This is a genomic window from Nonomuraea sp. NPDC050547 (assembly GCF_044457345.1).
Classification (GTDB): domain Bacteria; phylum Actinomycetota; class Actinomycetes; order Streptosporangiales; family Streptosporangiaceae; genus Nonomuraea.
In genome coordinates this window covers 167636-194014 of the sequence record NZ_JBITGW010000016.1, presented here as the reverse complement: position 1 = coordinate 194014, position 26379 = coordinate 167636, and the positions used below count along the sequence as shown (strand labels likewise).

Genomic DNA, 26379 nt, shown 5'->3' with positions numbered 1-26379 from the left:
CACCATCATATAAATGAGTGTTCATACAGAGAATCCCGTCATTGACATCTGTGACGGCGTCCACGACTCCGGTTCATGGCTGGCGCTGCTGCGCGGGCTGTCGGCGGACGCGCCGCACTTCCTGGAGTTCCTGGCGGGCGCCATGAGCGTGGTGGCGGGCCTGGACCCGGCGGGCGTACGCGACCAGCTCGCCCGCGATCCCGCGCGGGCCCTCGCCGCGCTGGCCGGCGGGCTGGCCGTCGACCCCGGCGCCCACGTGGAACGGCTGCGCGCCGCCGGCGTCCGCCACCAGGTGCTGCACGGCTCCCCCTACCGCCTGCCCGGCGGCGAGAGCGTGAACGACCGGGTGGCCGCGCGCGCCGCCCGGCATCCGGACCTGCTGAGCGGCTGGTGCGGCGTCGACGCGCGCGACCCGGCGGCGGCGGTCGCCGAGATCGACCGCTGTGTGGCGCTCGGCATGCGCGGGGTGGTCATGCTGCCCTTCGCCGCCGGCGTGCCCGCCGACGACCCCGCGAGCCACCTGGTCTACCGGCACGTCGCCGGCCTGGGGCTGCCGCTGTGGCTGCACTGCGGGCTGAACCTGTCGCGCACCAGCCCGATGACCACCCCGGCCGAGCTTGACCTGGTCGCCGGGCGCTATCCGGGGATGCCGGTCGTGGCCGGGCACGGCGGCTGGCCGTACGTGGGAGAGCTGGTGGCGGTGATGATGCGCCAGCCCAACGTCTATCTCGACACCTCGGGGCACGACCCGCGGGCGATGGCGGTACCCGGCTCCGGGTGGGAGCCGCTGCTGTTCCATCTGCGGGGGGCGCTGCGCCACCGGGTGGTGTTCGGCAGCGCGGCCTGGACCCACGCCTCTACGCAAGAGCGCGCGATCGCCGCCGTGCGCGGGCTGGGCCTGGAGGAACGGCACGAGCGGGCCTGGCTGCACGACAACGCGGCGGCTCTTCTCGGCCTGCCCCTGGCCATCCCGGCTCCGGATGCTTAATATGAATGAACGTTCATAGAGCAAGGAGTTCAATCTTGGCTGGAATCATGGCGTACGGGGGCTACCTCCCTGCGCACCGGATCCGCCGCTCGCGCATCGGGGAGGCGCTCGGCTCCAGGCCGGCGACCGGCTCCAGGACGGTCGCCTCCTACGACGAGGACACCACCACCATGGGCGCGGAGGCGGCCAGGGTGGCGTTGCACGGCCTGCCGGGACCGGAGGAGGTGCGGGGTCTCTACTTCGCCACCGCGGACCCGGTCTACCTGGACAGGTCCAACGCCGCCGCCATCCACGCGGTGCTGTCGCTCGACCCGTCTGTGCCCGCCGTCGACATGGGCGGCGCGGTGCGCTCAGGCGTCGGCGCCCTGCGGGCCGGACTGCACGCGGGCCCGCCCACACTCGTCGTCCTGTCCGACATCCGCGCCGGCCTGCCCGGCGGCGCCGACGAGCGCGACGGCGGCGACGGCGCCGCGGCGCTCGTCGTGGGCGCCGACGGAGAGGTCGTGGCGGAGTGGATCGGCGACGCGGCCAGAACCGAGGAGTTCCTGAGCCGGTGGCGCGAGCCGGGCGAGCGGCACTCCCGCCACTGGGAGGACCGCTTCGTCGAAGAGGTCCACGTGCCCGCCGGGCGGCAGGTGCTGGAGGAGGCGCTGAAGTCCGCCGGACTGACCGCGGCCGACATCGACCACCTCGTCGTCACCGGCGCGAGCAGGCGGATCGCCGCCGCGGTACGCGCCGCGGCCGGCGTCGAGGAGCACGCGGCGGCCGACGACCTGCTCGACTCGGTCGGCGAGACCGGCACCGCCCACCCGGCGCTGCGGCTGGCCGCGATCCTGGACCGGGCGGGACCGGGGGAGGTGATCGCGCTCGTGGCCCTGACCGAAGGCGCCGACGCGCTCCTGTTCCGCACCACCGACCTGCTCGCCCGACGGCGCAGCGCCTGGCCGACCGCCGCCCAGATCGAGCACTCCAGCGACGACCTGAGCTACGCCGCCTACGCCACCTGGCGCGGATTCCTGCCTCGCGAGCCCATGCGCCGCCCGCTGCCGCCGCAGCTCGCCGCCCCCGCCGCCCGGCGGATCGGCGCGTGGAAGCTCGGCCTCGTCGGCTCGCGCTGCCTCGCCTGCGACACCCGCCACCTGCCGCCCCAGCGTGTGTGCGGCGCCTGCCGCGCGCTCGACCAGATGCGGCCCGACCCGGTGGCCGGCATGCCCGCCACCGTCTCGATCGCCACCGTGGATCGGCTGGCCTGGTCGCCGAACCCGCCGCTGATCTACGGAACCGTCGACTTCGACGGCGGCGGCCGGCTGCAGTGCGAGTTCACCGACACCCTGCCGGACGGCGCGCGGACCGGGCTGCGGGTGCGCATGGCCGTACGCAGGACACACAGCCGCGACGGCGTGCACAACTACTACTGGAAAGCCCGCCCGGAGCGAGGGGAGCAGTACTGATGGCCGACAGGGGAATCACCGGCAGAGTGGCCGTGGTGGGCGCCGGATGCACACGTTTCGGCGAGCGCCGCGACGCCGGGGCCGACGACCTGCTCATCGCCGCCGCCAACGAGGCCGCCGCCTCGGCGGGCATCGACCTGGCCGACGTGGACGCGTTCTGGCTGGGCACGTTCGGCTCCGGGCACGCGGGCACCGCGCTGTCCAAGCCGCTCAAGCTGGACAACAAGCCCGTCACCCGGGTCGAGAACTTCTGCGCCACCGGCTCCGACGCCTTCCGCAACGCCTGCTACGCCGTGGCCGCCGGCGCGTACGACGTGGTCATGGCGATCGGCGTGGAGAAGGTCATGGACTCGGGACAGGCCGGCATCCCGTTCTTCGAGTTCTTCGACGACGGTACGGCGGTGCCGCACACGCCCCCCGGCACCTTCGGCTACCTGGCCACCGGCTACGCCCAGCGCCACGGCGTGGCCGACGCCGACCTGCGCGCGGCCATGACCCACGTCGCGTGGAAGAACCACCGCAACGGCGCGCTCAACCCCCGCGCCTACTTCCAGCGGGAGATCCCCAAGGAGGTGATCGACCGGCAGCCGCTGCTGGCCGGGAAACTGAGCCTGCTCGACTGCGGCGGGCTGGCCGACGGCGCCGCCGCCGTCGTGATCACCAGAACCGAGGACGCGCGCCGCTACACCGGCAAGCCCGTCCTGGTGAAGGCGCTGGCCCTGGCGGCCGGCCCGGGTACCGGCGCGATGGACCCCGGCCACGACTTCTCCTCCTTCCCCGAGGCGGTGGCCGCGGCGCGCAGCGCGTACGCGCAGGCGGGCATCGGCGACCCGCGGGCGGAGCTGTCCTTCGCCGAGGTGCACGACTGCTTCACCATCACCGAGATCGTCCTGATGGAGGACCTGGGTTTCTCCGCCCGCGGCACCGCCTGGAAGGACATGGTGGGCGGGGTCTTCGACCGCGACGGCGCGCTGCCGGTCAACCCGGACGGCGGGCTGAAGGCGTTCGGTCACCCGCTCGGCGCCTCCGGCATCAGGATGATCTTCGAGAGCTGGCTGCAGCTGCGCGGCGAGGCCGGGGAGCGGCAGATCGACAACGGGCGCAGGCTCGCGCTCACCCAGAACATCGGCGGCGATCCCGGCGAATGCGTCTGCCTCATCACCATCCTCGAGGGGCCTTCCCGGTGAGTGACAACGCGGTCATCGACATGGCAGGGGTCGTGCTCGACGCCGAGTCGTGGGAGTCGTACCTGAGCTGGTTCGCCGCCGACTGCCCGAACTACCTGCGGCTGTTCGGGCGGCGGTTCTGCGGCCTGGCGGGGGTCGGGCACGCGGCGTACCAGAAGGCGCTGGAGCGCGGACCGGACGAGGTGGTGCGGCTGCTGCTGTCCACCGGCCGGCTGGACGTGGACATCGACGGGTATGTGGAGGAACTGGCCGCCGGTGGGGTGGCGCTGCAGGTGATCCACGGCGGCATGACGCCGCTGCGCTCGGGCGGGCTGCTCAACGACCGGGCGGCCGCCTTCGCCCGCCGCCACCCGGACCGGCTGCGCGCCTGGGCGGGGCTGAGCCTGCGCGACGAGCAGGCGGCGCTGAAGGAGATGCGCCGGTGCGTGGGCGACCTCGGCATGGGCGGGGTGTCGGTGACGCACTTCACCGACGTCGCCGACCCGCTCTCGGCCGCCAGCCGGGCGGTCTACGCCGAGGCCGAGCGCCTGGGCGTGCCGGTCTGGATCCACGCCGGGCACAACCTCTCGCCCCGGGTGCCCGTGGACCACTGCGCGTGGCGGCAACTGGACGCGATCGCGCGGGCCCACCCGGACCTGGTGATCGTCGCCGGTCACGGCGGCTGGCCCTGGATGATGGAGATGGTCGCGCTCTGCCAGCGCCATCCCAACGTCTACCTGGAGTTCTCCACCCACCGGCCGCTGCACATGGCGGCCGCGGGCTCCGGCTGGGAGCCGCTGCTGGCCCACGGCCGGGCCACGATCAGGAACAAGGTCCTGTTCGGCAGCGTCGGCTGGGTGCACGAGATGTCCGCGGGCGAACTGGCCGACGAGGTACGCGCGCTGCCGCTCGACGAGGGCACCGTGCGCCGCTGGCTGTACACCAACGCCACCCGCGTCCTGGGCACGGCGGCATGAGCACCGCCTTCACCGCGACCCCCGAGGCCGCGGAGTGCGTGGTGCCCCTGGTGCTGCGCCGCCGCGCCGAGGAGCGTCCCGGCGAGGTCTTCGCCGTCTTCCAGGACGGCGAGGAGTGGACGGGCGCGCGGGTGCTCCACGAGACCCTGGCCATGGCCGAGATCCTGCACGAGCACGGCGTACGGCCCGGCGACCTCGTCGTCTCCTGGCTGCCCAACGGACCGGACGCCCTGCGCACCTGGTTCGGGCTCAACGAGCTCGGTGCCGTCTACGTGCCGGTCAACACCGCCCTGCGCGGCAGGTTCCTGGAGCACGTGCTGGCCAACTCCGGCGCCCGGCTCGCGGTCGTCCATCCCGCTCTGGCGCCCAGGCTGGCCTCGGTGGAGACGGCGGCGCTGCGTACCGTGCTGGTCCCCGGCCGCACCGCGCCGGAGGTCACCGGCCTCGACACGGTGCCGGTCGGTGACCTCCCGGCCGCGCCGCGCCGGGTCTCGACGCACACGCCGCGACCCTGGGACACCTACGGCGTGCTCTACACCTCCGGCACGACCGGGGCGAGCAAGGGCGTGCTGTGCTCGTACGCGCACCTGTGGACGACGGCGGTGGCCGCATCGGCCGGCGTCATCGGCGCGGGGGACCGTTACCTGGTGCAGCTGCCGCTCTTCCACGGCGGCGGCACGATCGGCGTCGCCCTGGCCCTGTACGCCGGCGCCTCGGTGGCGGTGGTGGACGGCTTCGACACCCGCTCGTTCTGGGAACTGGTCCGCCGTACCGGCACCACCGCCTGCACGTTGCTGGGCGCCATGACCTCGTTCCTGGCCGCACGCGAGCCGGGACCGGACGACCGGGACCACCCGCTGCGCACCGTCTGCATGGTGCCGCTCGGGGAGAACGCCCAGGACTTCGCCCGGCGCTTCGGCGTCGACGTCTACACGCTGTTCAACATGACCGAGGTCAGCACGCCGCTGCTGTCGGAGCGCAACCCGGACAGGGCGGGGGCCTGTGGCCGGGTGCGCGCCGGCGTCGAGGTGCGGCTGGTGGACGCCCACGACCGGGAGGTGCCCGACGGCGAGACCGGCGAGATGATCGTCAGAACGGCCGCGCCCTGGGCCATGAACCACGGCTACCACGCGATGCCGGAGGCGAGCGCTGCGGCCTGGCGCAACGGCTGGTTCCACACCGGCGACGCCTTCCGCCGTGAGCCGGGCGGCGAGTACTTCTTCGTCGACCGGGTCAAGGACGCCATCCGCCGCCGGGGCGAGAACATCTCCTCCTTCGAGCTGGAGACCGGCGCCGCCGCGTACACCGGGGTCAGGGAGGTGGCCGCCGTCGCGGTGCCGAGCGAGCACGGCGAGGACGAGGTGCTCGTGGTCGTGGCACCGGTCCCAGGCCGGACGATCGATCCCGCCGGGTTCCTGGCCTTCTGCGTGGAGCACATGCCGCACTACATGGTGCCGCGCTACGTCCGCGTCGTGGCCGAGCTGCCCAAGACGCCGACGAACAAGGTGCGCAAGCACCTGTTGCGCGCCGCCGGGGTCACCGCCGACACGTGGGATCGCGAGGCGGCCGGCATCCGGGTCAGGCGGGAGCGCCTCCCGGCCGCGGACGGATGACTCATGGACGGATGGCTCATGGACGGATGACTCGTGGACGGATGACGAAGAAGGCGCGGGTGCCGGCGGTCGCACGATAGTCGACCGTCGCGCCCGCGCCGATGAAGCAGGCGGAACCGGCGGCGACCCGCACGTCCCGCCCGCCCTCGGTCACGGTCAGCTCGCCCTCGATGACGTACAGCGTCTCGTCGTAGGTGAGCGTCCACTCGCGCAGGTGCCCATCCCCGGAAAAGCGCAGGAAGCCCGCGGTGTCCATGGGGAAGGACACCGCGAGGTTCCTGGCGAAGGGCACCGCGTGGTAGCCCGACGGGTCGTCGCCGAACGGCAGGACCTCGGTCATGATCTCTCCTCAGAGCCGGTCGAGGACCTCGCGGGCGCAGCGCTCGCCCGCCCGGACCGCGCCGTTCATCCAGCCCGTCCACCGGTCGGCGCTCTCCGTCCCTGCCCAGTGCAGGCCGTCCGCGGGCGTGTGCGGCGCGGGTCCCGCCGCGGTGAGCGCGCCGGGCCGCAGCCCGCCCTGACAGCCGAAGATGTACGGCTGCCGCCGCCAGTCGGTCTCCAGGTACGCCACCGGGCGGGCCGCCTCGGGACCCAGGCAGGCGGCCAGGGCTTCCAGGGTGGCGGCGCGCCGTACCTGATGGTCGGTGGAGAAGGCCGGCGGGTTGCCGCGGAAATGCCGCTCGGAAAAGGTGAAGGCGGTGAGCGCGAGCACACCGGGCGAGCCGTCCGGCGGCGAGGCGTCCAGGAAGCCGGGCACCGCGCCCAGATCGGTGAAGCCGGAGCCCGAGAGCCCGTGGTTCCGCCAGAAGGGCTCGTCGTAGACCACGTTGGTCTTGATGAGCGGCCCCCGCACCCAGCCGCGGGCCAGCGCCGCCCGCGCGCGCGGCAGCCCGGGACGGAAGGAGACGGGCCCGGTCGCGGCCGGCCCGATCGCCATGATCACCCGGCGGGCCCGCACGCGCAGGCCGGGCGTGCCGACCACGATGCCGCTCCCGTCCCGCTCGACCTCGCGGACCGGTTCGCCGAGGCACACCCGCTCGCCCAGGTACGCCGCCAGCGCGTCGGGCAGCGCCTGCGACCCGGCGGCGAACCTCAGCACGGAGTCCTGGTCGCGCAGCATCGGCCGGATCCCGCCGCAGGTCGCGGTGGCGTGCAGCGCGTAGGCGAAGGAGATCTCGTCCGGCGGCGCGGCGAACCACGCGGAGACCGAGCTGTCGAACAACTGCCTGGCCAGCGGGTCGTGGATCTGCTCGTCCCGCCAGGCGGCGAGGTCGAGGGTGTCGTGGCGCGGGTCGTCGTGGTCGGTGCGCTCCATGGCCTTGAGCGCTCCGGCGTACTCGCGGACCGCGTCACGGGGCAGGCCGGGCAGGCCGTCCGCGTACTCGAAGCGGCGGCCGCCCAGGTGGGCGACGCCGAGGCCGTCCTTGTAAGAGGGGAAGAGCTCGACGCCCAGTTCGGCCGCGAGGGTGAGGATCTCCCGTTGGCTCGCGCACACGTACATGGCGCCGGCCTCGGTGGCCTTGCCGCCGGTGAGGGGGATGTTCCACACGCGGCCGCCGACGCGTTCGCCCGCTTCGAGGACGACCGTGTCCACGCCGCCGGAGGCCAGCCGGTAGGCGGCGGTGAGGCCGGACAGGCCGCCGCCGACCACGACGGCGTCAGCGGTCTTCTCGATCATCCGCGACTCCTCAATATGAACGATCGTACATGACTGACTGATGGTTATTTGGCCAGGTATTGTCTGTGTGAATGGCAGCATGCTATACAAACGTTCATACATTTGCCACCGTTCAGGGAGAGCGATGACAGCGAAGCTCCCACCCCGCGAACAGTGCGTGCTTCCGCTGCTTCTGCGGGATCGGGCACGCCAGGAGCCCGACCGGCCCTTCGTCGCCTTCGCCGACGGGACGGCGTGGACGTACGGCGACGCCTGGGACGAGACGCTCTCCGCCGCGAGCGGCCTGCGCTCCCTGGGGGTGGAGCCGGGCGACCACGTGCTCGTGTGGCTGCCCAACGGCCCGGAGATCCTGCGCGCGTGGTTCGGCGCCAACCAGCTCGGCGCCGTGTTCGTCCCGGTCAACACCGCCTACCGCGGCGACATCCTGGCGCACGTGCTCACGCTCGTCCGGCCGAAGGTCGTCGTCGTGCACGCGGACCTGGCCGACCGGCTGGCCGGGCTCGACCTGGCCGGGGTGGAGCACGTCGTCGTGGCCGGCGGCCCGTGCGCGCCTCTGTCGGGGGTCGCCGCGCACGGCGTCGCCGTTCTGCATCCCGCGGAGCTTGAGGAGCCCGAGGAGTGCCCGGCCCAGCCCTGGGATCCGTACGCGGTGATCTTCACCTCGGGCACCACCGGCCCCTCCAAGGGCGTGATCTCCTCCTACGTACACCTGTGGGCCACCGTCACCGCCGTCGAGGAGCACCTGTCGGCAGACGACCGCTGCCTCACCAGCCTGCCGATCTTCCACGGCGGCGGGCTGCAGGACATCGCGGGCGCGCTGATCGTCGGCGCGTCCGTGGTGCTGGTCGAGTCCTTCGACACGAGCTCGTTCTGGGACGTCATCGAGCGCACCGGCGCGACCTGCTGCACGCTCCTCGGCGTCATGGCGACGTTCCTGCTCAAGCAGCCGCCCCGGCCGGGCGAGCGCGACACCACGCTCCGGCTGGTCTACCTGGTCCCGCTCACGGACAACGCGGGGGAGTTCGCCCGCCGCTTCGGCTGCGACATCCTCACGGTGTTCAACATGACCGAGGTGAGCGTGCCGCTCGTCTCCGAGCTCAACCCGGCCACACCGGGCAGCTGCGGCCGCCCGCGGCCTGGCGTCCAGGTGCGCGTGGTCGACGCCCACGACCAGGAGGTCCCGCAGGGGGAGATCGGCGAGCTCGTCATCCGCACCGACCTGCCCTGGGCGATGACCAGCGGCTACCTCGGCGCCCCCGAGGCGACGGCGGCGGCCTGGCGCAACGGCTGGTTCCACACCGGCGACGCCTTCCGCAGGGACGAGCACGGCGACCACTTCTTCGTCGACCGGATCAAGGACGCGATCAGGCGGCGCGGGGAGAACATCTCCTCCAGCGAGGTCGAGGCGGAGATCCTGCGCCATCCGGCGGTCCGGGAGGCCGCGGCCGTCGCGGTGCCGAGCGGGGACGGGGAGGACGACGTGCTCGCGGCCGTGGCGCCCGTCGACGGCGCGCGTCTCGACCCGCGCGACCTCCTGGAGTTTCTCGTGGAACGGCTCCCGCACTTCATGGTGCCCCGGTACGTGCGCGTGCTGGGCGAGCTGCCCAAGACCCCCACCAGCAAGATCGAGAAGCGGCGCCTGCGCCGCGAGGGCGTCACGCCCGACACCTGGGACCGCGAGGCCGCCGGGCTCAAAGTCCGCCGCACCCGCCTCAAGCAAGTATGAACGATTATTCATGGAGACGCTTATGCACACCCCACTGCGCGACCGGGTCGCGCTGATCACCGGCGGCGCGGGCGGGATCGGCGCCGCCACCGCGCGCAAGCTCGCCGGGCAAGGCGCCGCGGTCGTCGTGGCCGACCGGGACGGCGCGGCCGCCGAACGCGTGGCCACCGGCCTGCGCGGCGAAGGCCTCGCCGTACGGGCGGCCACGATGGACCAGACCGACCCCGAGCAGGTCGAGCGGGTCTTCGCCGAGACGGTGGAAGCGCACGGCGGACTCGACATCTGCTTCGCCAACGCCGGCTGGGGCCGCGTCGACGCCTTCATCGACCTGCCGCTTGACACCTGGAACCGGCACGTCGCCGTCAACCTGACCGGCACCTTCCTGGTGTGCCAGACCGCCGCCAGGCACATGGCCGACGGCGGCCGCGGCGGATCGATCATCGTCAACTCCTCCAACGGCGCGGTCGCCCCCGCCGCCCTGTTCTCCGCCTACTGCGCCACCAAGGCCGCGCTCAACATGCTGGTCCAGGTCATGGCCGGCGAACTCGGCGCCCACGGCGTGCGGGTCAACGCGGTCATGCCGGGGGTCACGGACACCGCGATGACCAAGAACCTGCTGGAGCAGGGCATGGACCGGCTCATCGAGTCGCAGACGCCGCTCGGTCGGGTCGGGCGCCCCGAGGACGTGGCCGCCGCCGTCGCGTTCCTCGCCGGGGACGACAGCTCCTACGTCACCGGGGCCGCGCACCTCGTGGACGGCGGCGCCACCCACAACGTGCCGCGTTGGTTCACCACCGACTACCGGCGCCGCGGGCGGACCGAATGGCGGCTGCGCCACCTGGAGACACCGATCACGGAAGGAGGCGGGGCATGACTCTGGCCGGCCGTACCGCATTGATCACGGGAGCGGCCCGCGGCATCGGCGCCGCCATCGCCACCCGGATGGCGGCGGAAGGCGCGCGGGTCGCCCTGTGCGACCTTGACGCCGAGGGCGCGCGGGCGACGCTCGCGCGGATCGAGCGCGACGGCGGGAAGGGGATCGTCCAGGAGGCCGACGTCTCCGACGCCGGCGCGGCCAAGGCCGTCGTCGCGCAGGCGGCCGACCGGCTCGGCGGACTCGACATCCTGGTCAACAACGCCGCCACCGGCGCCCGCGCCAAGATCCGCGACTACACGCTGGAGGACTGGGACCGGGTGCTCGCGGTCAACCTGCGCGCCCCGTTCGTCCTCAGCCAGGCGGCGCTCGACCACCTCGCGCGCTCGGGCGCGGGCGCGATCGTCAACATCTGCTCCGTGGCCGTGATCGGCTTCTTCGGGCAGATCGCCTACGACGCCTCCAAGGGCGGCCTGCTCTCGCTGACCAGGGCGCTCGCCGTCGAGCTCGGCCGCAGCGGCATCCGCGCGAACGCCGTCTGCCCCGGCTTCGTCGACACCGAGATGGCCGACCACGGCAACCTGCGGGAGATCGCCGCCAAACAGACGGCCACCCAGCCGATCGCCAGGATGGGCAGGCCGGAGGAGATCGCGAACGCGGTCTGCTGGCTGGCGTCGGAAGAGGCCCGTTACGTGACGGGCCAGGCCCTCTTCGTCGACGGCGGCTGGGTACGCGCCTAGCGCGCCAGCACCATCCGGCAGGCCAGGTCGGCGTGGAGCCCGGCCAGCTCCTCGTCCTTGACCGCCGGGAACGGGCCGAAGAACTCGGTCGCCCGCAGAACCAGGTTGACGATCGCCGTGGCGGTGAGCTTCGTCGCGTCACCGCGCATGGCGGGCAGCTCGAAGACCCCCGAACGCACGCCGTGCTCCAGCGTGCGCTCCAGCCGGGTCCGCAGGCCGCGGCGGCGCTCGACGATGACCGCCCGCTGGGCCTCGGGCAGATGGACGTACTCGAACGTGGCGATCATGGCCGAGGCGCGGTGGCGGGCATGGAAGAGGGCCGAGGCGTACGCCAGCGCCCTCAGCTGGCTCTCCGGGTCGGCCGCCGCGTCGGCGACCGCGTCGTTGAGCATGCGCTCACCCTCGTCCGTCGCCCTGCTGACCAGCGTGAACAGGACCTCTTCCTTGGAGGGGAAGTGGTTGTAGAGCGCGGCGGGCGTCAGGCCGCTGGCCGCCGTGATGTCCCTGACGCTCGTGCCCTTGAAGCCCTGGGTGAAGAACAGCTCCTCCGCGGCGGCCAGGATGCGCTCCGCCGGCGGCTTCTTGACGGGCGTCGCGACGGTGGCGCGCGAGCGAGGCGGCACGGACTCTCCTCAGGTTTCTGGGTGACCTCTTCATCGTAGTGCATAAACGTTCATACAGGAGGCCTTCGTATGCCGACGCTACTCGTTCTGCTGGCCGGGGTGTTGATCTACACGACGCTCGGCTCGGCCATCGTGCCCGGCCTCGTACGCTTCCAGGCCGATCTCGGCGCCTCGCCGTCCGCCGCCGCGTGGCTGTTCACCGGCTTCCTCCTCGCCGCCTCGATCGCGACCCCGGTCGCCGGGCGCCTGGGCGACATGTACGGCAAGCGGCGCGTGGTCACCTGGACCTTCGCCATCATGGCCGCCGGCGCCCTGGTGTCGGGCCTGGCCCCGGGCCTGCCGGTGATGATCGCCGGTCAGCTCCTGCTCGGTGTGGGAGCCGGGATCTACCCGCTGGCGTACGGGCTGGCCCGCGAGGTTCTGCCGGCGCGCTCCGTCGGCGTCGCCATCGGCACGATCGGCGGCGTGGCCACCGCGGGCGGGCTCATCGGCTACCTGGTCGGCGGCGGCCTGGCCGACGCCTTCTCGCACCGCTGGCTGCTCGGCGCCGGGGCGGCGATGCTCGTCGCGACCGTGGCCGCGCGGCTGGTCATCCCCGGCTCCGACCTCCGCCTCGGCGGCGCGCTCGACGTCGGCGGGGTCCTGCTGTTCGCCGCCTCGGTCGTGGCCCTGCTGCTGTCGGTCACCTACGCCGCCGACGACGGCTGGCTGTCCTGGCGCGTCACGCCGCTGCTCGCCTTCGCCGTCGCCGGCGCCGCCGGATGGATCCGGTACGAGTCCCGCCACCCGCGGCCGTTCGTCGACATGGCGCTGCTGCGCCGCCGGGTGGTGCTGGCGCCGTCGCTGATCGCCCTGGCGGTCGGCTTCTCCAGCGTGGTGGTCTTCGTCGTGGTCCCCCAGCTGGTGACGCTCCCCGTCGAGACGGGGTACGGCTTCGGCGGCACCACCGCCCAGGCCGGCCTGTACCTGCTGCCCACCGCGCTGGCCTTCCTCGTCGCCGGCCCGGCCGCCGGGGCGCTGGAGCGGGTCCTGCCGCCCAGGGCCGTGATCATCGGGGGCGCTCTCCTCATGGCCCTGTCCGTCGCCGCTCTGGCCCTGTGGCACCGCGAGCCGTGGCAGCTCATGGCCGCCGGCGCCGTCATGGGAGTCGGGTACGGCCTCGCGTTCACCGCCATGACCAGCCTGATCGTCCGGGCGGTCGCCCCAGGCGAGACCGGGGTGTCCACGGGCATCAGCACCCTGGCGAGGACCCTCGGGGAGACGCTGGGCAGTCAGGCCGGGCTGTCGATCCTGGCCGCCCGCCTCGACCCCGCGACCGGCGTACCCGCCGAGGCGGGCTTCGGCCTGGCCTTCGTGCTCGGGGCGGGTGCGGCGGTACTCGCTCTGGTGGGGGCGTTCGCCGTGCCCAAAGAGAAGAGACCCGCCGACGGCTCGGCGGGTCTCCTCGGGGGGCGGGTCAGCTGAACGCGGCGGTGAACAGGTCGTCGAAGGGGGCCAGGCCGCTCCAGTCGCCGTTGATCTGAGTGGTGAGCAGGCGGCCGCCGTCGCGGGTGCCCATGGCGAAGGTCCAGGAGCCGTAGGTGGCGCCGCCGTTCCCCCAGAGCGTGACGCCACCCGGCAGTTCCTGGGAGAAGACGCCCAGCCCGTAGCGGGTGTGGGGGATCCACGGCGGGCCGCCCTGGGTGGCCACGGTGGTGAACATCTCGCGCTGCTGCGCGGCGGGCAGCAGCTTGCCCGCCAGCAGCGCGCCGAAGAAGCGCTGCAGGTCGCCGGTGGTGGAGACGATGCCGCCCGCGGCCCAGGCGAAGGACTGGTTCATCTCGGTGGCGTCGTGGATCTCGGGATCGGCGTCCATGGAGAACAGCGTGGAGTGGTGGACGGGGTGCTCGCCGCGGATCTTCGTGTCGCGGCCGGGCAGGTAGGTGCGGGACAGTCCCAGCGGGCGCAGGACGCGGCGCTCAAGCTCGTCGCCGTAGCTCCGGCCGGTGATCCTCTCGATGATCATGGCGGCCAGGTAGTAGTTGGTGTTGGAGTAGCCGAACCCGGCGCCGGGGGCGAAGTAGGGCGGGTTGGACAGGCCGATCTTCACCAGCTCCGCGGGCGTGTAGGCGTCGAAGCGGTGCTCGTACCAGGCGGCGCCCACGGCCGTCTTCATCAGCTCCGCGTCGTTGCCGTAGTTGAAGATGCCGCTGGTGTGGTTGAGCAGCTGCCGGATGGTGATCTCGCGCCCGTCGTAGCCGTTGCCCCGCACCAGGCCGGGCAGCCACGTGTCCACGCTGTCGTCGAGGCTCAGGCTGCCCTCGGCGGCCAGTTGCAGGACCAGCAGCGCGGTGAACGTCTTGGTCGTGCTCCCGATCCGGAACCGCTCGCCGGAGCGGCGCTCCTCACCGGTCTTGAGGTCGGCCACGCCCGCCGAGCCGAACCAGCGTCCGCGGTGGTCGCGGATCTCGGCGACCATGCCGGGCGCCCCGCCCTCGACGGCCCGCTCAAGCGAGCGCCGCACGTCGGCGCGGTCGTGGGCGGCCTCAGCCGGGGATGCGAGCGCGGTAGCGGTCATAACCACGGCGGAGAGAAGCAGTCCGGCCTTGAAGATCGTCATGTCGGTGTCCTTTCGAGCGTTTCTCAGATGGTCTGTTTCAGCGGGCGACGCGGAGCGGTACGGCCGCCGCGCGCTTGGCGGCGACGACCGACCCGGCCGCGGCCAGCGCGGCGATCAGCAGCACCGCGGACAGGGCGAGGAGGGTGGCGGCGTCCGGGTGGATCAGGGACTGGCCGCGTACCGCCTGCCAGGTCACCACCGCGACCAGCCCCGTGTAGCCGAGGGCGGCGCTGCCGACGAGCCGGGCGCGGACCTTCTCGGGACGCAGCCAGGCACGCTCGGCGGCCAGCGCGGCCAGCGCCGCGGCGAGCAGGAGGAGCACCTGGATGCCGTGCAGGGCGAAGAAGTGGGGCGCACGGAAGTCGCCGCCGGTCACGCTCCAGCCGGTGAGGAACATGCCGTTGCCGTCGGGGTCGCCGATGCCGTGGCCCTGGTACATGGGCACCTGCCGGCCGTTGGCGTCGGTGACCGTACGCGGGGTGACCTGGGCGACCAGCCAGTAGACGGGCAGGACCATGCCGAACGTGGCCAGCGCCAGCCCGGTGCGGATGGCCCGGTTCAGCGCCGCGCCGCCGGTGCGCTGGATCAGCACGACCACCCCGAGGACCAGCTGGGCGATCAGAATGATCATGACGCCGTAGGTGAGGATCGGCACCAGCGCCGCGGTGACCGGATCGGCCAGGTCGGCGTTGAAGTGGCTGAAGGTGCCGCGTGCTGCCTGGACCGTGATGGCGCCGACCTCCACGACCGCGGTCACCGCGAACACGTTGCCCACCCACCGGCCGAGCCGCCTGCCCCGGGTCAGCTTGGTCGACAGCCAGGCCAGCGTGAGGGCGTACAGGGCGAAGGCGAAGCCGAACTTGAGCGGCTTGATCCACACCGACTCGTTCAGCAGGGTCCGGTCGTCCACCACGAGCCCGACGCCGGCGACCGGCATCAGGCCCAGCATGAGCGCCGCGCACACCATCAACGGACGGTGCCAGGTGCGCACGGGGGCGAGGAAGGAAGTCATGAGGGGCTCCGTTCACTGTCGTTCACTGTTTCGCGAACAACTGAAAGCTATCTTGCGTTTAAGATTTCGTCAACGCAGAAACTGCTAGAGCCTGCGATTATGCAGTTCAAAGCCATAAAGTTTTGCAATGATGATGAAGTTAAACGCAAGAGCGGACGCCGATGGTTTGCAATGGAGTGAAGTCGAACGCAAGAATGGGGGACGGCAGGCGGACACGACACGAAAGGCGGGACCCGATGCCCGGAGGCAGGCTGACCCAGGAGGACCGGCAGACGATCGCCGACGGCTTGGCGAAGGGGTTCACGTACACGGAGATCGCGGGCCAGCTGGACCGCCCCATCTCCACCGTCACCAGGGAGGTGGCCCGCAACGGCGGCCCGTCCGGCTACCGGGCGGCCCAGGCCCAGCGGGCCACCCAGGGCCGGGCCCGCCGCGGCAAGCCCGCCACGCCTCCTCCCGCGCGCGTGGAGGACCGGCTCGCCTCCGGCCGAGACCCGCGGGCCGTCCACGACCTGGAGGAGCGGTTCACCGGCATCATGGTCGCCACGGGCCTGCCCCGGATGACCGCCAGGGTCCTGACCTGCCTGTACGTAACCGACAGCGGCAGCCTGACCGCCGCGGAGCTGGTCCAGCGCCTCCAGGTGAGCCCCGCGTCCATCTCCAAGGCCGTCGGCGAGCTGGAGCAGCAGGAGCTCATCCGCCGCGAACGCGACCCCCGCCGGCGGCGCGACCGCTACATCATCGACGCCGACGCCTGGTTCCGCGGCTGGACGGCCAGCGCCCGCCAGAACATCCTGCTGGCCGACTTCGCCCGAGACGGAGCCCAGGTCCTGGGCGACACCACCCCGGCCGGCACCCGCCTCCAGGACATCGGCCAGTTCTTCGGCCACGTGGGCCAGGCCATGATCGAAGCTGCCGAGCAGTGGCGCCACGACTACGCCACCAGACAACCCCCGGCCCCCTGAACCACCCGCGAGAGACCCGCCGAATCACCCCCACCGCCCACCCACCCACACCGCCCCACCCGCACGGCCGCGCGCACGGCCCGCCCACTTGCACCGTCCCACCTGGCTGCCCGCACCGCTCGGTCACCCGCACCGTCGGCCCACCCGCACCGTTCCACCCCGCACGGCCTGGCCATCCGCACGCAGCGGGGCACCCACACGCGGCGGGGTACCCGGCAGGGGTCACGCCGGGAGGCGGAGCCGGGGGTCTGGCGGCCGCACGAGCTGTCTGTCCGCCTGGGTTGTGCCGCGTGGTGGAAGCCCGTATGGCGGGGCGTGCTGGGGTGGGGCGATTCTTCGCGTCAAGGGCGGGTAATGCCCCGACACGGCAACCACGCGTTGTGGAATGGGCGCGACCGGATCGATAGCTTGGCCGGTCTGAAAAGCGGCCCGCGGTGCCCTCCCGAGCCCGGTGTAAAGGCTCATGTACGGGGGCAGAGCACCGCCGTCACCCGCTGCCGTCGATATGTGGGCATTTCTGGATATGTGTGGCGCATCGCCGGGAACTGAAGATGTTTTTGATCTGGATATGCTTTCGGCCGGTTCTCCACGTGTTCCGCGCTGGCAGGATTCGTCAGGGCGATCCGCCGTACTGGCGGCGCTGATCGCGCCTCAGCGAGGCCAGCTGATATCGGAGCTCACTTTCCCTGCTGATCCGCAGTAGTGCCTCCTTGGTCTGCCTCCGCAAGAGCGCGCGAAAGTAGAGAACCTGCGTCGAGGACGGAAGGGTAATAAGTGTGGTTTCCGTATGGGGTGGATTGCGGCGTGTCGCGGTGGTCAACGTCATGGCCGCGATGCTAATCAGCACGCTGGGCTCCCCGGGGGCACTTGCCGTAGATCAGGAAAGACCCTCGACGAGCCACGGGACAGGGGTTGCCGGCGCGATGGCGTCGAAGGGCAAGCGCAACACCTGGACGATGGCGAACACGGTCGAGAACGCCCGCGGCGTCGCGCCGTCGGGCATCATCATGACGGTCGAGAAGAAGATGGCGTCCGGCACGCGGGTGGCCAAGGCCGAGACCCTGCGCGCCGACCCTGGCGCCCCGGCCGACGAGTACCTGGACCCGGTCAACGCCAAGGCCGCCGCCGGAATCAGCGACCTCTACGAGGGGTTCGCGGTCCGGCCGAACGGCTGGAGTGACGTCGCCACCCTGACGTTCAGGTTCTCCAGCCCGGTGCGCAACCCGCGCCTGCACGTCGCGGGCACCGGCGGCGCGACGGTGGATTCGGCGGGCAACCGGGAGGAGTACTGGACCGGGCTGCGCCTGTCGGGCGGCACCCCGTCCCGGCCGACGTTCAGCAAGATCGCGGGATTCCCCGGCTTCGACGTCGACCGGCAGGCCATCGTTCCGAACGCCGGCGGCCGCCAGCGCGAGACCACCTGCGGCGTCGTCTACATGTGCGGCACCGCGCAGGTCAACGGCATGGTCTCGTCGTTCACCGTCGACGTGCGCGCGCGCAACGTCCGCCGGACGCTGCCCGCCGGCGACCCGTTCATGTGGGGCGTCTTCCGCGTCACCTTCGAGCAGGACGACTCCGACGCCCCGGCCTCGTACGGCGCCGCCTCCCACTCCATCTCCGACCAGTCGATCGGCGCCTCGGCCACGTCCGACCGGCCGGGCATGGTGAGCTTCACCCCGCGCCGGCGCGACGACGACCAGGACGACGCCTCGGCGGGACGTCTGGAGGCCGGGCAGGACGGCCGCCTCCAGCTCACGGTGCCCGTGCGGACCACGTCATCGGGCGTGCTGGCCGGATGGGTGGACTTCGACCGCGACGGCCGCTTCCAGCCGTCCGAGCGCGCCTCGGCCGTGCTGCCGGCCAACTCCGCGCGAGCGGTCCTGACCTGGGCGCCGCCGCACGACGCCAAGCCGGGCCCGTCGTGGCTGCGCCTGCGCCTGGCCGAGGCGGCCGCCGAGGTGAGCGTGCCCACCGGCTGGGCGGCCACCGGCGAGGTGGAGGACCACCGCGTCAACCTTCTGATCCCCGGACAGGTACGCCTCTCGCACACGGCCCCCAACCGCATCGGCAAGGGAGAGCGCCTGACGTTCACCACGCGCGTCCGCAACAGCGGCCAGACGGCCCTTCCCTACCACCTGTCGATGCGCCTGGACGACGTGCTCGACGACGCGAAGGTGCGGGCGATCAACCCTCGTCCCGCCTCCCGTACGCGCTCCGCCCTCACGTGGCAGGGCACGCTCGAACCCGGAGCCACCCGCGAGATCCGCGTGCGCGTCCAGGTCAAGCGCGGCGACCTCGGCAACGGCAAGGTGGCCACGCGCTGGCCGGGCACGTGCGGGGGCGAGAGGTGCGGCGCCTCGGTGGCCGTGCGCGACTGACGAACTCCCCGAAAAACCCCCAGACCATCACGTGAAACGCAGGCGCGGTGCCGGCCCTCAGGGCAGGCGCCGCGCCTGCCGATCGTAGAAATGAGACGCATGTGATCTGGGCCAGATTCTCCGCAGCATTCCTCGCCCTGTGCCTGGGGCTGCTCGCCGCGCCGCCCGTGCGCGGCGCCGTCGACCGCGACGTGTTCGTCGTGGCGCTACGGCTCCCGCCGGACGGCGACGAGGCGGGCGTCGAGACCCAGGCCGCCGCCCTGGCGAAGCAGTACGGCGGCGAGGTTCACCACATCTACGCCTCCGCACTGCGGGGGTTCTCCGCGTCCATGAGCGCGGAGCAGGCGGCGAGACTGGCCGCCGACCGGCGGGTGGCCACGATCGAGCACAACCAGGTGTTCACCTCCCAGGCGAGCCCCTGGGGTCTCGACCGGGTCAACCAGCGCCGCCTGCCCCTGGACGGGATCGGCGTGCGCGGCGGCAGCGCCGCCGGGGTCACCGCGTACGTCATCGACAGCGGCCTGCGGCTCTCGCACACGGAGTTCGGCGGCAGGGCCCGCTACGGCTACGACGCCGTGGACTCCGACCTCGTCGCCCAGGACTGCTACGGCCACGGCACACACGTGGCGGGCATCCTCGGCGGCGCCACCTACGGCGTGGCCAAAGACGTCCAGCTGGTCGGTGTACGCGTGCTCGACTGCGCCGGCTACGGCACCACCGCCGAGATCGTGGCCGGGATCGACTGGGTGACCGCCAACGCCCGGCGTCCCGCCGTGGTGAACATCAGCCTGCAGAGCGGCAGGAGCTCGGCCATCGACCGCGCCGTGCGGAGCTCGATCGCGACCGGCATCCCGTACGTGGTGTCGGCGGGCAACCAGAACGCCGACGCCTGCGAGGCCTCACCCTCGGGCGCCAGGGAGGCCATCACGGTCGGGGCCACCACGCGCGCGGACGAGCGGGCCCCGTTCTCCAACGGCGGCCGGTGCGTGGACCTCTTCGCTCCGGGGGTCGCCGTCGACTCGGCGTGGTTCACCGACGACACCTCGGCGCGGTCGGCGAGCGGCACCTCGATGGCCACGCCGCACGTCTCGGGAGCGGTGGCGTTGTTGCTGGCCACAAGCCCGCGCGCCACTCCTGCCGACATCGCGTCGGTGCTCATGGAGACGTCGACGAGAAACGTCGTATCGGGACTCCGGCGTGATACCCCCAACAGGCTGCTTTACGTTGGGGATACCGAACCCAAGCTCTGACTCTGGGGTGCGATATGGCCCGATTTGGACATATATCGGGCGGCGGACAACAGCCTTTCTTGGCACTCTGAGAAAAGGCCGAATGGCTGATTGTATTCGCTCTGCTGTGCCAAGGAATCCATGGCGGTCTTTGACTTTAATACGGCAAGGATCGGTGGAATTAGTATGCGTGGCGCGGCAAGGTAGTCATGCATGGCGCAGCTGCCAACTCAACAGGCGGCGCCACCAATTCCATTCGCACACTGGAGGAAGTAAACATGCTTCGTCGCATTGTCATCGGTGCGCTCGCCGCAGGCGCTTTCCTGGCTGCCTCGTCCACCGCAGCTTCTGCGGCCACGTGGGAGAAGGGCAACGACGACAACGTCGGCAACGCCCACAGCCCGGCGTCGATCGTCGTTCCGGTGCTCAACCACGCACTCAACAACAACGAGATTGACGTCCTCACGATCGCGCACCTGGAGCGCATCAACCTGCAGCTCCTGACCAACAACACCAGCCTGACCGACATCGAGGGTCGGGACGGCTGAGCAGGACGCTAGAAAGTCCGTGTGAAGTGCTGGCGCGCTGGCAGAGATGACAGCGCGCCGGCATTCGCGCGGACCTCGGGTGACGGCAGGTCAGGAGGCCGCACGCGAACCGGCTGGTGAGCGGTAGACGGGCACTCTCCCTCACCGACAGTCGACAATGCCCCTGATGCGGCTCCCAACTCCCGAGGAGCCGGATCAGGGGCATTTCTTTTTGCCCGTGAAGATCATCCGGGCTTCTGCCGCGCGGGCCTGACCAGCCCCACGAAATTGCGCCGGTCGATCGCCTCTATGCGCACGACGGCGCCGGTGAATGGCGCGACCACCATCTGGTTCGCTTTGATGGCGACGCCGACGTGGTCAGGACCAGGGCGCTTGGAATCGGTCTCGAAGAAGGCCAGGTCGCCGACCTGAATTCGGGTCCTGGGAATCCGGGTTCCCGAGCGCCACTGTTCATAGGTGCTCGAACCGATTCCCACACCGGCCTGAGACCACGCGTACTCGGTCAGTCCTGCGCAGTCGAAGCCTTTGACGCGCTTTCCCCTGCCGGTTCCGTAAGTGGCTCCTGAGGGCCCGCCGCCGCCCCATGAATAGGGTGTGCCGAGCGTGCCGAGCGCGGTGTTCGCCGCCAGCCGGCCGCGGGCGACTCCCGCCGACCGCTCGCAGGCCGAGGTGTACCAGGAGGCGCACCACTGGAAGAGCTCGGGAACGGGGTCGAGCGGAAACGGGGGGACCGCGCCCACGAACAGAGCTCCGCCGATGATGAACTCGAGCTTCATGGCACCTGTCCCCGTCGAAGTAGTTGACGGGAAGGGTGCCCGCGGGCGCGGTCGATCAGCCTCAAAGGCTGATCATTTACGGCAAAACTACCCGTACTAGCGGGCCGGGCCCAGGACCGCGACGTAGGGGTCGCCGTGCAGCATCGCGCTGCCGGGTCCCGTACGCGCGGCCGGAGCCGTGACGGAGAAGTCGCTCGCCCTGACCACGGACATCGAGTACTGGCCGGGGCTCCTCGGCTCGACCGTCACCGGGGTGCCGAGGGTGCGCGCCCGGATCGGGGTGTCCGCGGGCGAGGTGACGACGATGGTCGGGGTGGCGGTGGCGGCGGCCGTACCGGGAGAACCCAGCCAGGCGAGCGCGCACAGACCCGCGGCGATCGCGAACGCCGCGCGGCGGTTGGTCATCGGCATGACGGCTCCACAGTGACGGAGGAGGAAGAACGGCGGCCGGACACCCGCGCGACCAGCGCGGGGGCGACCGTGGACGCGGCGAAACGGGAGCCGTGCACGAAGCGCATGACGGGCCCGAACGTGGGCGCGGCCGCGAGCCCCACGACGAACAGGCCGGGCACGGAGGACTCGAACGTGCTGCTCAGCACGGGCGCGTGGCCCACGTGCGCGACGGAGTCACGCAGCCCCGGTTCCAGGACGCTGAAGCGGCGCACGTCGACGACGTACCCCGTCGCGGCGATGACGCGGTCGGCGTGCAGGTGGAAGAGGCCACCCGCCGCGTCCTGCAGGCGCAGGTCGACGCCTTCGCCGGGGACGGCCCGCCGCAGCCGTGCGCCGAGGCTGGTCGGGACGCTGGTGAAGCGGTCCTTCAGCCACCAGGAGCCGGCCGGGCCGAGCGTGGTGCGCACGATGCGCCGCCGCACGCGTCCGGGCAGATGGCGCACCAGCGCGGGCTTCTCCGACCACATCCAGGACCGCCAGCCGGTCCCCAGCCCCGAGCGCGGGGCGAGGCAGCGCGCCAGCATCGTGCGCTCCTCGACGGGCGTCTCGTTCCACTTCAGCGCCGCCGTGCGCGCGATCAGATGGGGGTACGCGCCGGCCTCCTGCAGCAGGCACGCGGTCTCGATGGCCGACTGCCCGGCGCCGATCACCGCCACCTTCTCGCCGGCGTAGCAGCTGAGATCGTTGAGCTGGCAGCTGTGGGCCAGCACCGACGACGGCAGCGACGCCAGCGCCGCCGGAATGCGGGCGAACGGCAGGAAGCCCACGGCCAGCACCACGGCCCGCGCCTGGACCTGCCGGCCCGTCTCCAGCGTGACGGTGAACAACTCGTCCTGCTTGGCGACGTCCACCACGTTGACCGGCGTGACACGGTCCTGGACGGCCTGCTCGCAGAACCATCTCCCGTAGTCGACGAAACGTTCCACGGGAGTGGGCCGGGCATAGGCATAGGGGAATCCGTGCGCACGGCAGTATGCCGCGAGCGTGAAATCCCCCGCGGGGTCGGCGAGGTGCGAGGCGAATGGCTCGGACTTCAGCAGCATGCCGGTGGGCATGTGCTTGTCCCAGGCGTTCATCGGCTGGCCGAAGACCTGGGCCTCAAGGCCGGCGCTGATGGCGTATGCGGCGACGGAAAGGCCGTAGGGCCCGGCTCCGATGACCGCGACGTCGACGGTTTCGGTGTTCATGGCATTCTTTCGATCGTTGGTGTGCATGCCCTCATGGCGCGTAGAAACGTTTGTTTCACCATTCCGGTGAAGGGCTTGACATCATCCCTCGCGTACCAGGCCAGCTCGTCGGCCCGGCGCAGGGACGACAGCCATCCCGGGCGGCGGCGGCCGTTTCCTCCGGGCTTTCTGGCCAGCTTCCGCAAGAGGTCGTAATTCTCCACCAGATACGTCCTGCCGTATTGGGGAGAACCGAAGTTTGAGTCCTGCCCGGTCAGGTCCAGATAGGCGGCCCTGATGACGTCGATGCGGTTGGAGTCGCCGAAGAGGCGGAACTGCGCGCCGACGCGGGGATTGAAGTCGAGCAGGTAGTACTTGCCGTCCCTGACGTCGAAGCGGAAGTCCATGTCGAGGATTCCGGCGTAGCGCAGGGATTTGGCGAGGGTCCTGGCGGTGTGGTCGATCTCGGGGTTGGGCAGCCATCGGCCGAGCGTGGTGATCCCGGCCGCCGGGGGATAGGCGCGCTCCTTCCTGCCCGAGCCGGCGAAGTCGCAGGTGGAGTCCTCGCGGAAATAGCCGTGGAAGAACCAGTCGGCGTCGCGGGTCGGCGGGATGTAGCGCTGCAGCAGCAGTTCGCTGTCCTGCTCCGGGGCCCGTGCGGCCAGGGCGCGGAGCTGGTCGTGCGACTGGAGGAGCGTGGTGCTGCGCAGGCCGCGGGCGCCGGCGGCCAGCCAGGGCCTGGCCCACTTGGCCATCATCGGGAAGCCGTAGGCGCGCTCGGCGAAGCGCAGGTCGTCCTGGGTCTCGGCCACGTGGGTGTCCGGGTGGGCGACGCCGAGATGGGCGCAGATGGTGGCGAGCGCGTGCTTGTCGGCGAGCTGGGCGGGGAGCTCGCCGGCCGGATTCGATATCCGGAATCTGGGGGACAGGTCCTGTGCGTGCTGCGCCGTATAGATGGCGGTGATGTCGTCCATTGGCAGCAGGACCGGATTTCCGCCGATGCGGTCGGCGGCGGAAAGCATTGTGCGGAGAAAGCTCTCGGGCGCGGTGGGCGCCGTGTCCCAGTGGCCGCAGCTGGAGAGGTATTTCGACTGGGCCGCAGGACCGTGCGGGCCTTCGAGAACGGCGTGCACCTCGACGCCCATGCGACCCAGCGACCGAATGGCGGCGAGGGTGCCGTGATGGAATGGGTTGCGATCCATCCTGACGACCAGTGCCGGGGCCCTCGGGGCGACGGGCAGGCAGTTGCGGATATCGTTATTCCGCTTCTGTTGGGGAGCGTCGTTCACCGGTCTTTCCTATCATGGACACGGTGAATTGTTTTTCATGAGGGCGTTATTGTTTCTCCAATGTCAGGGACGAGCTGGTGTGAAAGGCTCTTATGTGACGAAACGGTCATCCTGTGCATTGCTTGCGAAATTCCGGAGGAGATTTGATGTTCTCATCAAGCAGGAAGGGGAATGGAACCACGCAGTAATGCTTTGACGGGCAGGAATGGTGAGTTAGCCGGATGAGAAGGCACATGTTCCCCGGACTTAGGCACAGGGGCGCGCTTGGAGCCGCCGTGTTGCTCGTGGCCGCCGTCGCCGTACAGCCCGACGCGGTCGCCGAGCCCGAGCCCAAGCTGCTCGCGGTGACCAAGCAGCGGGCGGCGCTCGGCGTCTTCATGGGCTCCGACGCCAACGGCGCCGCCCGCCTGCCCGGCTTCGAGCGCTGGCTCGGCCGCGAGGTGACCGTCGGCAGGACCTACATCCCCGGCGAGACCTGGGCGGCCTTCCACGGCCCCGACTTCATCCTGAAGCCCTGGACCCAGTGGCGCGCGGCCCAGCCGGGCAGGATCCTCGCGATCAACGTGCCCATGGTGGCGCCCAACGAGGGCAAGCTGTCCGACGCCGCGGTCTCCGTGCTGCTGAACGCCGGAGCCAGCGGCGCCTTCGACCTCACCTTCAAGAAGCTGGCCGACCGGCTGGTCGACGAGGGGGCCGAGGACTCGATCATCGTCCTGGGCTGGGAGATGAACGGCACGACGTACTCCAGCCGTTGCGCGCCCGACCCGACCGCGTGGAAGGCGTACTGGCGGCGGATCGTGACCAGCATGCGGTCCGTGACCGGGCAGCGCTTCCGCTTCGACTTCACCGCCAACCGCGGGCGCGACGCGATTCCGTGGACCGAGTGCTACCCCGGCGACGACGTCGTGGACATCATCGGCATGGACAACTACGACCAGCCGCCCTCTGACGGCTTCCAGTCCTACGTCTCCCAGCCGTACGGCCTGCGCCACCACGCCGAGTTCGCCGCCGCCCACGGCAAGCCCATGTCGTTCCCCGAGTGGGGCCTGTTCCGGTACGGCGACCGGCCCACCTACGTCCGGCAGATGCTCGACTGGATCGGGCGGCACAACGTCGCCTACCACTCGCTGTCGGACTACTGCCCGCACGGGGTGTGGCAATGCTCGTCCAACCCGCGGTCGGCCGCGGGGTTCCGGACCTTGCTGCAGCAGATGCTGCCGACCCCGGCGGCGCCCACACCGACCACCCCTCCGCTCCCGAGCACGTCGGCCCTCCCGTCGGCGCCCGCGCTGCCCAGCACGTCCGCCCTCCCTTCAGTTCCCGCGCTGCCCAGCACCTCCGCGCTCCCGTCGGCGCCCGCGCTGCCCAGCAGCGAGGCGCTGCCGTCGAAGCCCGCGCTCCCGTCCACGTCGGCGCTTCCAAGCGCGCCCGCGCTGCCGCCCAAGCCCGCGCTGCCCAGCGCGCCGGGGCTGCCGTCGAAGCCGGCGCTGCCAAGCACGTCGGCGTTGCCGAGCGCACCGGCGTTGCCGAGTGCCTCCACGTTGCCGAGCGCGTCGGCGTTGCCGGTGAAGCCCGCGCCGCCCAGCACCTCCGCGCTGCCGTCGGCGCCCGCGCTGCCCAGCAGCGAGGCGCTGCCGTCGAAGCCCGCGCTCCCGTCCACGTCGGCCCTTCCAAGCGCGCCCGCGCTGCCGAGCACGTCGGCGCTACCGTCCGCGCCCGCGCTGCCCAGCACGGAGGCGCTGCCGTCGGCGCCCGCCCTGCCCGGCACGTCCGCGCTTCCAAGCGCACCCGCGATCCCGCTCGGCGCCGGTGACCCCGGTGCGCCGGGTGCGCCGGGTGCGCCGACCAGTGTGCCGACCGGGGCGATCCCGCCTCTGGGCGTGACGTCCAACCCCGTGCCGCCGTCGATCCAGAACCCCATGCCGCCCACCCTCCCGGCCATCACCCTGCCCCCGCAGGTCACCAGGGAGCCGATGCTCACCTGGCTGGTCGGCCTGTGGCGGAGCCTGCTGACGATGGTCGTCGTGCCGCCGCCGGTACAGCTGGAGGTGCCGGGCAACCTGCCCAGTCCCACGGTGATGCCGCCGGCCGTACCCGGGGACGAGCTGCCGACCTGAACGCGGACGCT

At 71.6% G+C, this 26379-nt stretch carries 23 protein-coding genes; 14 read left to right on the top strand and 9 right to left on the bottom strand.

The features are described 5' to 3' along the window. Positions 1-13: 13 nt before the first annotated feature. From ACIBHY_RS35665 to ACIBHY_RS35645, 5 genes are read left to right on the top strand one after another with little or no spacing between them, the layout of a single operon-like run. The gene (locus ACIBHY_RS35665; RefSeq protein ID WP_397308987.1) at positions 14-988 is read left to right on the top strand and encodes an amidohydrolase family protein; all 975 of its coding nucleotides are present in this window, start codon (positions 14-16) and stop codon (positions 986-988) included. A gap of 35 nt (positions 989-1023) precedes the next feature. Next, positions 1024-2439: a 3-oxoacyl-[acyl-carrier-protein] synthase III C-terminal domain-containing protein gene (locus ACIBHY_RS35660; protein ID WP_397308986.1), complete on the top strand. Its 1416-nt coding sequence runs from the start codon at positions 1024-1026 to the stop codon at positions 2437-2439. Then, a complete protein-coding gene (locus tag ACIBHY_RS35655) occupies positions 2439-3626 on the top strand; it encodes an acetyl-CoA acetyltransferase (RefSeq protein ID WP_397254597.1) in 1188 nt (395 codons plus the stop codon). The genes ACIBHY_RS35660 and ACIBHY_RS35655 overlap by 1 nt, the downstream gene beginning before the upstream one ends. After that, positions 3623-4582 carry an amidohydrolase family protein gene (locus tag ACIBHY_RS35650; RefSeq protein ID WP_397254595.1) on the top strand — a complete coding sequence of 320 codons (960 nt, stop codon included), beginning with the start codon at positions 3623-3625 and terminating at the stop codon, positions 4580-4582. The genes ACIBHY_RS35655 and ACIBHY_RS35650 overlap by 4 nt, the downstream gene beginning before the upstream one ends. Then, complete coding sequence (locus ACIBHY_RS35645; RefSeq protein ID WP_397254593.1) at positions 4579-6195, top strand: AMP-binding protein; 1617 nt, start codon at positions 4579-4581, stop codon at positions 6193-6195. Before ACIBHY_RS35650 ends, ACIBHY_RS35645 begins: the two co-directional genes overlap by 4 nt. A 16-nt stretch (positions 6196-6211) precedes the next feature. Here the strand turns inward: ACIBHY_RS35645 and ACIBHY_RS35640 are convergent, their stop codons facing one another. Together ACIBHY_RS35640 and ACIBHY_RS35635 are read right to left on the bottom strand one after the other, a co-directional pair. Next, complete coding sequence (locus tag ACIBHY_RS35640) at positions 6212-6535, bottom strand: cupin domain-containing protein (protein ID WP_397254591.1); 324 nt, start codon at positions 6533-6535, stop codon at positions 6212-6214. A gap of 9 nt (positions 6536-6544) precedes the next feature. Further along, positions 6545-7873, bottom strand: coding sequence for a flavin monoamine oxidase family protein (locus ACIBHY_RS35635; protein WP_397308985.1), 1329 nt, complete (start codon positions 7871-7873; stop codon positions 6545-6547). A 124-nt stretch (positions 7874-7997) separates the two neighbouring features. On the opposite strand from ACIBHY_RS35635, the gene ACIBHY_RS35630 reads away from it, so the two are divergent. Genes ACIBHY_RS35630 through ACIBHY_RS35620 form a run of 3 tightly spaced genes read left to right on the top strand, consistent with a single transcriptional unit; the run spans position 7998 to position 11213 of the window. Next, positions 7998-9599, top strand: a complete 1602-nt coding sequence (locus ACIBHY_RS35630) for an AMP-binding protein (RefSeq protein ID WP_397308984.1) — start codon at positions 7998-8000, stop codon at positions 9597-9599. Positions 9600-9621: 22 nt separating this feature from the next. After that, a complete protein-coding gene (locus tag ACIBHY_RS35625; RefSeq protein ID WP_397254585.1) occupies positions 9622-10473 on the top strand; it encodes an SDR family NAD(P)-dependent oxidoreductase in 852 nt (283 codons plus the stop codon). After that, the gene (locus ACIBHY_RS35620; protein ID WP_397254583.1) at positions 10470-11213 is read left to right on the top strand and encodes an SDR family NAD(P)-dependent oxidoreductase; all 744 of its coding nucleotides are present in this window, start codon (positions 10470-10472) and stop codon (positions 11211-11213) included. The genes ACIBHY_RS35625 and ACIBHY_RS35620 overlap by 4 nt, the downstream gene beginning before the upstream one ends. Here the strand turns inward: ACIBHY_RS35620 and ACIBHY_RS35615 are convergent. Continuing rightward, positions 11210-11836 carry a TetR/AcrR family transcriptional regulator gene (locus ACIBHY_RS35615; RefSeq protein ID WP_397254581.1) on the bottom strand — a complete coding sequence of 209 codons (627 nt, stop codon included), beginning with the start codon at positions 11834-11836 and terminating at the stop codon, positions 11210-11212. The genes ACIBHY_RS35620 and ACIBHY_RS35615 overlap by 4 nt on opposite strands. Before the next feature lie 69 nt (positions 11837-11905). Between ACIBHY_RS35615 and ACIBHY_RS35610 the strand changes: the two genes are divergently transcribed. Next, entirely contained in the window at positions 11906-13300 is a 1395-nt protein-coding gene (locus ACIBHY_RS35610) for an MFS transporter (RefSeq protein WP_397308983.1), read from the top strand. Here ACIBHY_RS35610 and ACIBHY_RS35605 read toward each other — a convergent pair. Together ACIBHY_RS35605 and ACIBHY_RS35600 are read right to left on the bottom strand one after the other, a co-directional pair. Then, the gene (locus ACIBHY_RS35605) at positions 13293-14435 is read right to left on the bottom strand and encodes a serine hydrolase domain-containing protein (protein ID WP_397254578.1); all 1143 of its coding nucleotides are present in this window, start codon (positions 14433-14435) and stop codon (positions 13293-13295) included. The two genes, ACIBHY_RS35610 and ACIBHY_RS35605, sit on opposite strands and share 8 nt — an antisense overlap. Before the next feature lie 37 nt (positions 14436-14472). Then, positions 14473-15447 (bottom strand): hypothetical protein, encoded by a 975-nt coding sequence (locus ACIBHY_RS35600; protein WP_397254576.1) that lies wholly within the window; start codon positions 15445-15447, stop codon positions 14473-14475. A gap of 236 nt (positions 15448-15683) precedes the next feature. On the opposite strand from ACIBHY_RS35600, the gene ACIBHY_RS35595 reads away from it, so the two are divergent. The 4 genes from ACIBHY_RS35595 to ACIBHY_RS35580 all read left to right on the top strand — a co-directional run bounded on the left by ACIBHY_RS35595 (position 15684) and on the right by ACIBHY_RS35580 (position 20567). Then, complete coding sequence (locus ACIBHY_RS35595; RefSeq protein ID WP_397254574.1) at positions 15684-16412, top strand: MarR family transcriptional regulator; 729 nt, start codon at positions 15684-15686, stop codon at positions 16410-16412. 923 nt (positions 16413-17335) lie between these two features. Further along, positions 17336-18790 carry a GEVED domain-containing protein gene (locus tag ACIBHY_RS35590; protein ID WP_397308982.1) on the top strand — a complete coding sequence of 485 codons (1455 nt, stop codon included), beginning with the start codon at positions 17336-17338 and terminating at the stop codon, positions 18788-18790. A 101-nt stretch (positions 18791-18891) separates the two neighbouring features. Then, positions 18892-20040 (top strand): S8 family serine peptidase, encoded by a 1149-nt coding sequence (locus ACIBHY_RS35585; protein WP_397254570.1) that lies wholly within the window; start codon positions 18892-18894, stop codon positions 20038-20040. A gap of 257 nt (positions 20041-20297) precedes the next feature. After that, on the top strand, positions 20298-20567 hold the full coding sequence (locus ACIBHY_RS35580) for a hypothetical protein (protein ID WP_397254568.1): 270 nt from the start codon (positions 20298-20300) through the stop codon (positions 20565-20567). Positions 20568-20791: 224 nt separating this feature from the next. Here the strand turns inward: ACIBHY_RS35580 and ACIBHY_RS35575 are convergent, their stop codons facing one another. The 4 genes from ACIBHY_RS35575 to ACIBHY_RS35560 form a co-directional block, all read right to left on the bottom strand. Next, the gene (locus tag ACIBHY_RS35575; protein ID WP_397254566.1) at positions 20792-21343 is read right to left on the bottom strand and encodes a C40 family peptidase; all 552 of its coding nucleotides are present in this window, start codon (positions 21341-21343) and stop codon (positions 20792-20794) included. A gap of 96 nt (positions 21344-21439) precedes the next feature. Beyond that, positions 21440-21754: a hypothetical protein gene (locus tag ACIBHY_RS35570; protein WP_397254564.1), complete on the bottom strand. Its 315-nt coding sequence runs from the start codon at positions 21752-21754 to the stop codon at positions 21440-21442. Next, positions 21745-22983, bottom strand: a complete 1239-nt coding sequence (locus tag ACIBHY_RS35565) for an NAD(P)-binding domain-containing protein (RefSeq protein WP_397254562.1) — start codon at positions 22981-22983, stop codon at positions 21745-21747. Before ACIBHY_RS35565 ends, ACIBHY_RS35570 begins: the two co-directional genes overlap by 10 nt. Further along, complete coding sequence (locus ACIBHY_RS35560; RefSeq protein ID WP_397254560.1) at positions 22980-24164, bottom strand: ATP-grasp domain-containing protein; 1185 nt, start codon at positions 24162-24164, stop codon at positions 22980-22982. The genes ACIBHY_RS35565 and ACIBHY_RS35560 overlap by 4 nt, the downstream gene beginning before the upstream one ends. 362 nt (positions 24165-24526) lie before the next feature. Here ACIBHY_RS35560 and ACIBHY_RS35555 point away from each other — a divergent pair, with 362 nt between their 5' ends. Continuing rightward, on the top strand, positions 24527-26368 hold the full coding sequence (locus ACIBHY_RS35555; RefSeq protein ID WP_397308981.1) for a glycosyl hydrolase: 1842 nt from the start codon (positions 24527-24529) through the stop codon (positions 26366-26368). Positions 26369-26379: the final 11 nt, after the last annotated feature.

Coding starts and splice junctions, on each gene's coding strand:
- ACIBHY_RS35665 (WP_397308987.1), top strand. CDS start 14: ATGAGTGTTCATACAGAGAATCCCGTCATTGACATCTGTGACGGCGTC.
- ACIBHY_RS35655 (WP_397254597.1), top strand. CDS start 2,439: ATGGCCGACAGGGGAATCACCGGCAGAGTGGCCGTGGTGGGCGCCGGA.
- ACIBHY_RS35645 (WP_397254593.1), top strand. CDS start 4,579: ATGAGCACCGCCTTCACCGCGACCCCCGAGGCCGCGGAGTGCGTGGTG.
- ACIBHY_RS35640 (WP_397254591.1), bottom strand. CDS start 6,535: ATGACCGAGGTCCTGCCGTTCGGCGACGACCCGTCGGGCTACCACGCG.
- ACIBHY_RS35635 (WP_397308985.1), bottom strand. CDS start 7,873: ATGATCGAGAAGACCGCTGACGCCGTCGTGGTCGGCGGCGGCCTGTCC.
- ACIBHY_RS35630 (WP_397308984.1), top strand. CDS start 7,998: ATGACAGCGAAGCTCCCACCCCGCGAACAGTGCGTGCTTCCGCTGCTT.
- ACIBHY_RS35625 (WP_397254585.1), top strand. CDS start 9,622: ATGCACACCCCACTGCGCGACCGGGTCGCGCTGATCACCGGCGGCGCG.
- ACIBHY_RS35620 (WP_397254583.1), top strand. CDS start 10,470: ATGACTCTGGCCGGCCGTACCGCATTGATCACGGGAGCGGCCCGCGGC.
- ACIBHY_RS35610 (WP_397308983.1), top strand. CDS start 11,906: ATGCCGACGCTACTCGTTCTGCTGGCCGGGGTGTTGATCTACACGACG.
- ACIBHY_RS35605 (WP_397254578.1), bottom strand. CDS start 14,435: ATGACGATCTTCAAGGCCGGACTGCTTCTCTCCGCCGTGGTTATGACC.
- ACIBHY_RS35600 (WP_397254576.1), bottom strand. CDS start 15,447: ATGACTTCCTTCCTCGCCCCCGTGCGCACCTGGCACCGTCCGTTGATG.
- ACIBHY_RS35595 (WP_397254574.1), top strand. CDS start 15,684: ATGCCCGGAGGCAGGCTGACCCAGGAGGACCGGCAGACGATCGCCGAC.
- ACIBHY_RS35590 (WP_397308982.1), top strand. CDS start 17,336: ATGGCGTCGAAGGGCAAGCGCAACACCTGGACGATGGCGAACACGGTC.
- ACIBHY_RS35580 (WP_397254568.1), top strand. CDS start 20,298: ATGCTTCGTCGCATTGTCATCGGTGCGCTCGCCGCAGGCGCTTTCCTG.
- ACIBHY_RS35575 (WP_397254566.1), bottom strand. CDS start 21,343: ATGAAGCTCGAGTTCATCATCGGCGGAGCTCTGTTCGTGGGCGCGGTC.
- ACIBHY_RS35570 (WP_397254564.1), bottom strand. CDS start 21,754: ATGCCGATGACCAACCGCCGCGCGGCGTTCGCGATCGCCGCGGGTCTG.
- ACIBHY_RS35565 (WP_397254562.1), bottom strand. CDS start 22,983: ATGAACACCGAAACCGTCGACGTCGCGGTCATCGGAGCCGGGCCCTAC.
- ACIBHY_RS35560 (WP_397254560.1), bottom strand. CDS start 24,164: ATGGATCGCAACCCATTCCATCACGGCACCCTCGCCGCCATTCGGTCG.